Raw genomic sequence first — 9,232 nt, 5'->3', positions numbered from 1 at the left:
GCTGTTTCCCCCCTGTAGACAAAGGGGTACCCCCCACCCCCTCAAATAATCCAAACCCCCCCTGAATCGCCCCTGGGCCTCGGGAAGCGGCGGACCACCCCCCCCCCCCGGGCCCCCGGCACGCCGGGCCGCACTCCGGCGTCGGCGCGCCCTCCCCCGGCGGCGGCGTGATGCTGGTGGGGTGGTCAGGATTCCCGAGGCGTACCGCGGCCCGGGCCGCCGGGCGGTGCGGGTCACCGTGGCCGCGGGCGCCGGGTTCTACGCGTTCCGCTACGGTCTCGGCCTGACCGTGGCCGCCACGTACGCCCTGTTCGCCGCCGTGGCCCTGGCCGGGCTCTCCCGGATCCCCGGCACCGGCCGGCAGCGGGCCGCCGTGGTCCTCAAGGCCCTCCCGCTGTGCTGGGTCCTGGTCACCGCGGGCACCTTCCTGTCGGTGCGCACGTGGAGCGCGGTGGCCGGGATGCTGGTCATCGGCTTCGCCCTGGCCTTCCTCGCCGTGTGCGGGCCGCGCCCGGCGGGCGCCGCGCCGGGTCTCCAACTGCTCTACATCCTGCCCTCCTTCCCGCCCTACGACCCCGGTTCGCTCGGGGAGCGGCTGGCGGGCACCACCGCGGGGCTGGTGCTGCTGGTGCTCGCCGAGGCGCTGCTGCTCCCGGATCCGCCGCCGCTGCCGTACCGGGAACGGGTGGCGCGCGCCCTGGACCGCGTCGGGGACTGCGTACGCGATCCGGACCGGCAGCCGTGCGCCGGGGCCGGCCCGCAGCCGGTGCAGGAGGCGGTGGCCGCCCTGCGTCCGCTGAACGTGCCGGAGGCGGACCGGCCCGCCGGGCCCGGGGTCCGGGAGCGGGCCCTGGCGCATGCCGGACTGGCCGCGCGCACGCTGCTGAGCCGGCTCGTGCTGCTGCCGCCGGCGGACCGGCCCGTCCCGGACGGCGGCCCTCCGGACCCGGCCGCCCGAGCCATGCGCGCGCTGGGCCCGGTGGCGGCGGAGGCCGCGGCCCGGCTGCGCGGGGCCGCGCCCGGCCGGGAGCCCGCGCGGGCCGCGCGCACGGCGCTCGCCGCGGCCCGGGCCGCCCTCGCCTCGGGACCGGCGGGGGACGCGGCTCCGGCGGTGCTCCGGCGCCACGCGGCCGTGGTGGCGATCGCGGATGCGGCCCTGGCCATGTCGGTGGCGGTGGGCATCGCCGTACGGGGGCGGGCCGGGGCGGCGGAGGCGGCCCCGGGGCGGTTCTGGTACGCGCGGATGTCCACCCCGCAGCTGTGGTGGCACCGGCTGGCGGGCAACGTGGGGCAGCGCTCGGTGTTCTTCCAGAACGCGGCGCGCATCAGCCTGGCACTGGCGGCGGCCCGGCTGGTCGCGGGCCTGGACACGCTGCCGCACGGGTTCTGGATGCTGCTGGCCACGCTGACGCTGACGCGGACCACGGCGGCCGAGACCCGGGCCACGGTCCGCCTCGCCCTGGCGGGCACGCTGGCGGGTGCGCTGCTGACGGCGGTGGTGCTGTACCTCGTGGGCACGGACATCGCGGTGTACGCGGCCGTGCTGCCGTTCCTCATGCTGACCGCCTTCACGCTGGGACCGGTGAAGGGGGTCGGCTGGGCGCAGGGCATGTTCACACTGGTGGTGGCCCTGGTGTTCGCGCAGCTGGCGCCCGCCACCTGGCAGCTGGCGGAGTTCCGGGTGCTGGACGTGCTGCTGGGCAGCGCGGTCGGCGCGGTGTTCGGGCTGCTGGCCTGGCCGCGCGGGGGCGGTGACGAGCTGCGCCGTTCGGCGGCGGTGCTGATGCGGCACACGGCGGAGATCGTGGTGGCGACGACGGCTTCGGTGGTCGCGGGCGGCCCCCGGCAGCCGCGCACGGCGGCGCCGGGGCACCGGTCCCTCCAGCACGTGCTCACCCTCGCGGAATCGGCGTACGCGCAGTTCCAGGGCGAACCGGCGGAGCGGGCAGGGCCGGCGGAGCGGGCGGGGCCGGCGGAGCGCGCGGGTGAGGGATCGGTGCGGCGGCCGGAGCCGGACTGGCAGGCCGTGCTGCTCGCCGGGCACCACACGCTGTGGGGGTCGGACCGGCTGCTGATCCCGCGCGCGCCGGAGTTCGCGGCGCCGCTGGAGGGGGTGGCGGCCGCGGAGCTGATGCGGCTCGGGGACCGGGTGGCCGGGCGGATGCTGCTGGTGTCGGCGGTCCTCGACCCGGGCGGCGATACCCCGGAGACCCCGGTCCGGCTGCGCGATCCGGCGTTCGACACCTTCGGCGCCGAGCCGGAGGGGGCGCCGCGCGTCTACTACGTGGCCGTGACCTGGCTGGACGGGCTGCTGACCGACCTGGAGCGGATCGCGGGTGCCGCACCGGCCGGTGCCGGCGGTCCGGCGGCACGCGCGCCCTGAGGCGGGTGCCGCCGGACCGCCGGGAGCCGGGGACCGGGTGCGTCCGGCCGGCCGCGGCCGTGGGTCAGCCGCGGTCGGGGCGTTCGGTGACGCGCAGCAGGTTCACCAGGGGTTTGCCGTAGCCGGAACGGGCCACGAAGCGGACGTTGAGCGTGCCGTCCGTGACGGTGACCGTGTACGTGCGGGCCAGGGCGGTGTACGTGCCGGCCTCCAGGGAGATGTCGAGGGCGGGCAGGACCTGGACGCCTTCGGCGAGGACGTCGAAGACGCGCTTGTTGGGCCGGGTGGCCGAGAGTTCGGCGAAGCCGAGCTCCACCGTGTAGGTGCCGTTGGGCACGTTGTCGAAGCGGTACTCGTACATGCCCTCGCGGGCGTTGCGGTACAGCTTCTGCTCCTCGGTGCCCTTGATGACGGCGCCCGTGGCCTTGGCGGACGAGGCGCCCTGGTAGCCGTAGGACCCGGGGGCGTACTTGCGGTCCGGGGACCAGGTGTCGCCCAGGGCGTCGGTCGCGGGGTAGTCCGCGCCGGTGTCGACGGCCGCCTGGTAGCGCGGCACGACCACCTTGACGGGAACGGTCAGGACCGGGGACCGGCCGCTGGCCGAGGTGATCTTCAGATCGGTGGTCAGCACCGTGCCGGGCCGCAGCCCTGCGGTGTCCACGGCGAGTGCCAGCGAGGTCCTGGCGCCGGTGGGCAGGTCGCCGGCGGCGGGGGTGACGGCCAGCCAGTCCGCGTCCTCGGCGACCGTGTACGCGGTCCCGTATCCGGCGTTGGCCAGCTCCAGCGAGCGGGTCCGCTTCTGCTCGGGCGGAGCGACGACCTCCAGGGCCGGGCGGGACGCGGTGACCTTGCCGGTCTTCAGGGAGCGGGTGACGCCGGTGACCGCATCGGCATCGATCTGCACCGTTGCCTGCTCGCTCTGGTAGGCGTTCGCGGTCACGGAGACCGGGAGGGACCCGGCCGGGCTCTGGACCGCGTACGCGCCGTCCGTGCCGGTGGTCGCGGTCACGGCGGTGCTTCCGGTGCCCACGGTGACGGTGGCGCCGGCCACCCCGTTGCCGTCGTTGGCGTCGAGGACCCGGCCGGTGACGACCCCGCTGCGGGTGGTGCGGAACGACAGGGACAGGCCGTCGGAGAGCACCGGGGTGTTGAAGGAGTAGCGGAAGGCGTCGGTGCCGCTGGCGTTCTCCACGCCGATCGTGGCGCTGGAGCCCGCCTTGAGGCCGGTGCCGGTGGTGTTCTTGTAGTGGTAGGTGATCCGGCCGTCCTCGCCGATGGCGGCGGAGAAGGAGAACTTGTCGGCCTGGGCGGACCAGTGGGCGACCTGCCGCCACTCGATGACGAAGGAGCGGTGCGGCGCGGTGCCGGTGACCGAGGTGAAGACTCCGGAGCCGGTGCCGGCGGCGCCGACCACGAGGTCGTCCCACAGCGGGTACAGGACGGCGTTGGGCGTGGCCGCGGACGGGATGTCGCTGTTGATGTCGCCGGTGTGCGCTCCGCCGAAGCTCACGGTGCCGTTGGTGCCGACCCAGGCAACCGGGTAGGTGCTGCCGTACAGCGGGACCGGGAAGGGCAGCGGGACGCGCTCGGTGGTGTTGTCCCCGGTGAGCGCGAGCTGCTGCTCGCCGGCCTGGTAGGGCCGGTCCCCCGCGGCGCAGGCGTAGCCGTACGCGTCGGTGCGGTCGGGCAGGTTCACGGCCACGGTGGTGTCGGCGGCCACGGTGACGCGGGTGCTGCCCGCGGTGACGCAGCGGGAGGAGTGGCCGGCGCGGATCTCGTACGAGCCGTGCGGCAGGGTCACCTGGAAGCGGCCCTGGGCGTCGGCGGTGGCGGTGACGGGGGTGTCGGCGACGGTGACAGCCGCGCCGGCGGCCGGTCCGGATCCGGTGGCGACGGTGCCGGTGACGGTGGCGGAGGGGGCCTGGGTCAGGGTGAAGTCCCCGGTGGCGGTGGCGCCTTCGGTGACGGTGGCGTCGGCGGTCTCCGTCCCGTAGCCGAACTTGCCCGCGGTCAGGGCGTATGGGCCGACCGAGAGGGCGGGGAAGGAGTAGCTGCCGTCCGCGGCCGTGGTGGTCGTGCGGTCGATGGGGCCGTCGGCGGTGACCTTCGCCCCGGCCACCGGGTTCCCGCCGGAGCGGACGGTGCCCGCGAGGGAGCCGGTCGCGCCGCGCGGGGCGGCGGTCACGGCCGCGAGGGCGTCGAGGCGGCCCTCGCCGAACACGTTGTTGTCGGCGGCGCTGCCCCCGCAGGCGGTGCTGTCGGTGTCCACGGCGGTGCCGTCGAGCAGGGCCTCGGTCTGCGCCACGTCCCCTTCGAGGGCGGGGGCGGCGGACCACAGCAGGGCCACGGTGGCGGCGGTGTGCGGAGAGGCCATCGAGGTGCCCGAGAAGGACTCGTAGGCGTTGCCGGGCACCGAGGAGCGCACGTTGACCCCGGGTGCGGCGAGGTTCGGTTTGACGGAGCCGTTGGGACCGGCGCCGCGGGAGGAGAACGAGGCGATGGCGTTGTTGACGTCGAAGGCGCCGGAGCTGTAGGAGCCGGCGTAGTCGCCCGGGGAGCCGCTGGTGGCGCAGCCGGGGCCGGAGTTGCCGTTGGAGAACGCCGGGAAGATGCCGGCGGCCCGCCAGGCGTCCACGACCTGCTGGTACCAGTCGTCGTGGACCGAGCTGCCCCAGGAGTTGTTCACGACGTGCGGGGCGAGGTCGGGCCGCGGGTTGCGGCCGGCGAGGTCGGTGGGGGCGATGATCCACTGCCCGGCGGCCAGCAGGGAGGCCTCGGAGCAGGTGTTGGTCTCACAGCCCTTGGCGGCGATCCACTTGGCCCCGGGTGCGACACCGATCTTGTTGGCACCGCCGTCGTCACCGACCATCGTGCCCATGGTGTGGGTGCCGTGGTCGTTGTTGTCGCAGGGGGCCGCGCCCGCGCACACCCCGGCCGGGTCGAACCAGTTGTAGTTGTGGTCGTACGTGCCGTCGGCGGCCCGGCCGCGGTACTGGGCGGCGACGGCGGGGTGGGTGTAGTCGACGCCGCTGTCGATGTTCGCGACGGTGATGCCTTCCCCGCGGACCCCGAACTGCTCCCACACCTCGGGGGCGTTGATGCGGTCGATGTTCCACTCGACGGCGTCCGCGGCGGCCTCCCGCCGGCCGTCCAGCGGCTTGGGGAGGGTCGCCTTCTCGTCGGCCTCGATCGTGGCGACCTCGGGGCGCTTGGCGAGGGTGTCGGCGAGTTTGCCGCTGCCGACGACGCGCACCGCGTTGACGATCCAGTACGAGGTGTAGTCGGCCCGCGCGCCGTCGAGCGCCTTGAGCAGGCCGGCCTGGGTGCGCCCGGCGTGGTCCTGCTTCGCCTTGAGGACGGCTTCGGCCTTCCCGGCCCGGCTGTGCTGACGGCCGGCGGAGGTGAGGTCGGCTGCGCTGTCGAGGTAGACCCAGAAGGCGGTCTTGCCGTCTTCGTCGAGCCGGGCCCGCAGGGCGGGCTCGATCTTCTGCTCGGCCGCGGTGGGCGGGGGCGGGGGCTCGGGGGCGGCGGCTGCGGCCCCGGCGCCCAGGGGTAAGAGGGCGGCGCCGGTCAGGGCGGCCAGGGCCGTGCGTAACGGGGTGCTGCGTCGTGCCACGTGGTCTCCTCGTGCTGGTGCGCAGGAAGGACAGGCGTGGTGCAAGGGGTGTCCGGGCAAGGGGTGTCCGGGCGTGCGGGTGCCCTGTGGTGATGCTGTGGGGCACCTGTGAGCACGCGTCATGGTGGATCAGCCCGTGCGGCCCTCACAAGAGCGCCTTCCGGCACCGGCAGGCGGGGGGGGCGGCAGCGCACCGGCGGGTTCCGGCCGTCAGCTGCCGGAGACCGGCGACCGGTCCGCCGCCGCCTTCTCGAACTGGGTGCGGTACAGCTCCTCGTAGCGGCCGCCGGCGGCCAGGAGCTCGGCGTGGGTGCCGCGTTCCACGATGCGCCCTTCCTCCACGACGAGGATCTGGTCGGCGGCGAGCACCGTCGAGAGGCGGTGGGCGATCACGACCGCGGTGCGGCCGTCCAGCGCCTCGGCCAGCGCCTCCTGGACCGCGGCCTCGGAGGTGGCGTCGAGGTGTGCGGTGGCCTCGTCGAGGATCACCACGCGCTGGCGGGCCAGCAGGAGGCGGGCGATGGTCAGCCGCTGCCGCTCCCCGCCCGAGAGCCGGTAGCCGCGCTCGCCGACGACGGTGTCCAGGCCGTCCGGGAGGGAGTCGACGAGGGTGTCGAGCCGGGCTCGCCGCAGGGCTTCCCGGAGCTCCTCCTCGGTGGCGTCCGGGCGGGCCAGCAGGAGGTTGGCGCGGACCGACTCGTGGAAGAGGTGTCCGTCCTGGGTGACCATGCCGAGGGTCTCGCGGATCGAGTCGGCGGTGAGGTCGCGTACGTCGATGCCGCCGAGGCGGACCGCTCCGGCGTCGGCGTCGTACAGCCGGGGCAGGAGCTGGGCGATGGTGGACTTGCCGGCGCCGGAGGAGCCGACGAGGGCGATCATCCGGCCGGGTTCGGCGCGGAACGAGACCTCGTGCAGCACCGGGGTCCCCCCGCGGGCGTCGAGGGTCGCGACCTCCTCCAGGGATGCCAGGGACACCTTGTCGGGCGCCGGGTAGCCGAAGGAGACCCGGTCGAACTCCACGGAGACCGGGCCGGGCGGGACCCGGCGGGCCTGCGGACGCTCGGCGATCAGCGGGCGGAGGTCGAGGATCTCGAAGACCCGCTCGAAGCTGACCACGGCGCTCATGACCTCGACGCGCGCCCCGGCGAGCGAGGTGAGGGGCGCGTACAGCCGGGTCAGCAGGAGCGCGAGGGCGACCACGGAGCCCGCGTCGAGGGTGCCGCGCAGGGCGTAGTGGCCGCCGAGTCCGTAGACGAGTGCGAGGGCCAGGGCGGACACGAGGGTGAGGGCGGTGATGAACACGGACTGGGCCATGGCCGTGCGGATCCCGATGTCGCGGACCCGGGCCGCACGGGCGGCGAACTCCGCGGACTCCTCGGCCGGGCGGCCGAAGAGCTTGACGAGAGTGGCGCCGGGGGCGGAGAACCGCTCGGTCATCTGCGTGCCCATGGCCGCGTTCAGCTGGGCGGCCTCGCGCTGCATGCGGGCCATGCGGGCGCCCATGCGCCGGGCCGGGAGCACGAAGACGGGCAGGAGGACGAGGGCGAGCAGGGTGATCTGCCAGGAGATGCCGAGCATCACGGTGAGGGTCAGGACGAGGGTCACCGCGTTGGCGACGACGCCGGAGATCGTGTTGCTGAACGCCCGCTGGGCGCCGATGACGTCGTTGTTGAGCCGGCTGACGAGGGCTCCGGTGCGGGTGCGGGTGAAGAAGGCGACGGGCATCCGCTGCACGTGGTCGAAGACGGCGGTGCGCAGGTCGAGGATGAGGTTCTCGCCGAGGGTGGCGGAGAGTTTGCGGGTGACCAGCCCGAGCCCGGCCTCGGCGACGGCGACCACGGCGATCAGCAGGGCCAGCCGTACGACGGTGTCGCTGTCGCGGCCGTCGACGATGGCGTCCACCACCCGGGCGGCCAGCACCGGCGTGGCCACGGCCAGCAGCGCGGTGACCACGCTCACGAGGAGGAACGCGAGCAGCCCGCGGCGGTGCGGGCGGGCGAAGGCCGCGATGCGGCGGAGGGTGGCGGCGGAGAACGGCCGGCGGTCCGCCTGTGCGTTGACGGCGCTGTGGAGCGAGGTCCAGGCCGTGACTTCCATGTCCATGACCGTGACGCTAGGACCTCGACCTTGCTTGAGGTCAAGGGGCGGGCGGCGGTCCGGCCCGCCGCCGGGGGCCGGCCGGACCGGCCCCCGGGGAGGACCCGGCCCACCCCCGGACCGGCCGGGTCAGCCCGCCGCTGCGGCCAGCCGGGCCGCCACTTCCTCGTCCACGTCGATGCCGAACTCCTTGGACAGGACGGCGCGCAGGTCGGAGGGTTCGATCCGGCTCTCCGTGCGGGTGCCGTCGGGGCGGGTCACGGTCCAGGTGAGCCCGTCGATCTGCTGGTGGCGGTCCACGGCGAAGTGCTGGGCGAACAGCCGCTTGACGAAGGGCGAGCGGGGGTGGGAGGCCACGAAGTGGCTGCCGACCACGTAGTCGATGGGGTACTGCGGGTTGCGCGTGAACACGTGCCGGTGCACCCACCCCGCGGGCGCCGACTGGTAGGTCCACCACTCGTCGAAGCCGTGCTCCCCCGGCTGCCGTTCCAGCCGGTACTGCCAGCCCTCGTACGCGGCGGTGGCCCCGTCGGCCAGCTCGATCGGCCCGAGGGGCCCGGCGCCGAAGCCGACGTCGCACAGCCAGGTGCGGTCGTCGTCCTCGGGGTGGACGGCCAGCAGGGCGTGGGTGGCGGGCAGGATCTTGGCGGCGCCCATGGTGACCCGTCCGCTCATCGCGGTGAAGCGGAAGCCCAGGCGCTCCAGCGCGGCCGCGAACAGCGTCACGTGCTCGAAGCAGTAGCCGCCGCGCGCGCTCCCGACCAGCTTCGCCTGTACGGACTCCACGTCGAGCGGCACGGGGAGTCCCAGCACCGCGGCGATGTTCTCGAAGGGGATCGACACCACGTGCGCCCGGTGCAGTGCCCGGAGGACGGCGAGCGTGGGCGTCCGCTCGCCGGTGTACCCGAGGCGCCCGAGGTAGGCGTCCAGGTCCAGCTCCTCCCCGTGCCAGCCGGCCCCCTGCCGCACTGCTCCGCCCCCGTTGCCCATGCCCATGACCGTGTTCCTCACTGTGAGTTGTGCCGGTTTCCCCACCCTAAGCGACGGGTCCGGAACTGATCCGGCAGCGCCCGGCGGCGGGCATGTGGCCGAAAGGGCCCGCAGGGGGTCGGGTTTTCCGGCTGCCCGCCGCGGGG

Annotated in this window: 4 protein-coding genes; 1 reads left to right on the top strand and 3 read right to left on the bottom strand. The window is 74.8% G+C overall.

Annotated elements, in window-relative coordinates:
• Positions 1 to 181 precede the first annotated feature (181 nt).
• A complete protein-coding gene (locus ACZ407_RS24635; protein WP_468131723.1) occupies positions 182 to 2,383 on the top strand; it encodes an FUSC family protein in 2,202 nt (733 codons plus the stop codon).
• Positions 2,384 to 2,447: 64 nt separating this feature from the next.
• On the opposite strand, the gene ACZ407_RS24630 is transcribed toward ACZ407_RS24635, so the two are convergent.
• The 3 genes from ACZ407_RS24630 to ACZ407_RS24620 all read right to left on the bottom strand — a co-directional run bounded on the left by ACZ407_RS24630 (position 2,448) and on the right by ACZ407_RS24620 (position 9,092).
• The gene (locus tag ACZ407_RS24630; protein WP_468131721.1) at positions 2,448 to 5,999 is read right to left on the bottom strand and encodes a S8 family serine peptidase; all 3,552 of its coding nucleotides are present in this window, start codon (positions 5,997 to 5,999) and stop codon (positions 2,448 to 2,450) included.
• 210 nt (positions 6,000 to 6,209) lie between these two features.
• On the bottom strand, positions 6,210 to 8,102 hold the full coding sequence (locus tag ACZ407_RS24625; protein ID WP_468131719.1) for an ABC transporter ATP-binding protein: 1,893 nt from the start codon (positions 8,100 to 8,102) through the stop codon (positions 6,210 to 6,212).
• 123 nt (positions 8,103 to 8,225) lie between these two features.
• On the bottom strand, positions 8,226 to 9,092 hold the full coding sequence (locus tag ACZ407_RS24620; protein ID WP_468131717.1) for an arylamine N-acetyltransferase family protein: 867 nt from the start codon (positions 9,090 to 9,092) through the stop codon (positions 8,226 to 8,228).
• Between the last annotated feature and the right edge of the window lie 140 nt (positions 9,093 to 9,232).

It is taken from the genome of Streptomyces sp. NPDC030809 (genome assembly GCF_055572195.1).
Note: the sequence above shows the minus strand (reverse complement) of the source record. Positions and strands in the feature narration are given on the sequence as shown.

Coding starts and splice junctions, on each gene's coding strand:
- ACZ407_RS24625 (WP_468131719.1), bottom strand. CDS start 8,102: ATGGACATGGAAGTCACGGCCTGGACCTCGCTCCACAGCGCCGTCAAC.
- ACZ407_RS24620 (WP_468131717.1), bottom strand. CDS start 9,092: ATGGGCATGGGCAACGGGGGCGGAGCAGTGCGGCAGGGGGCCGGCTGG.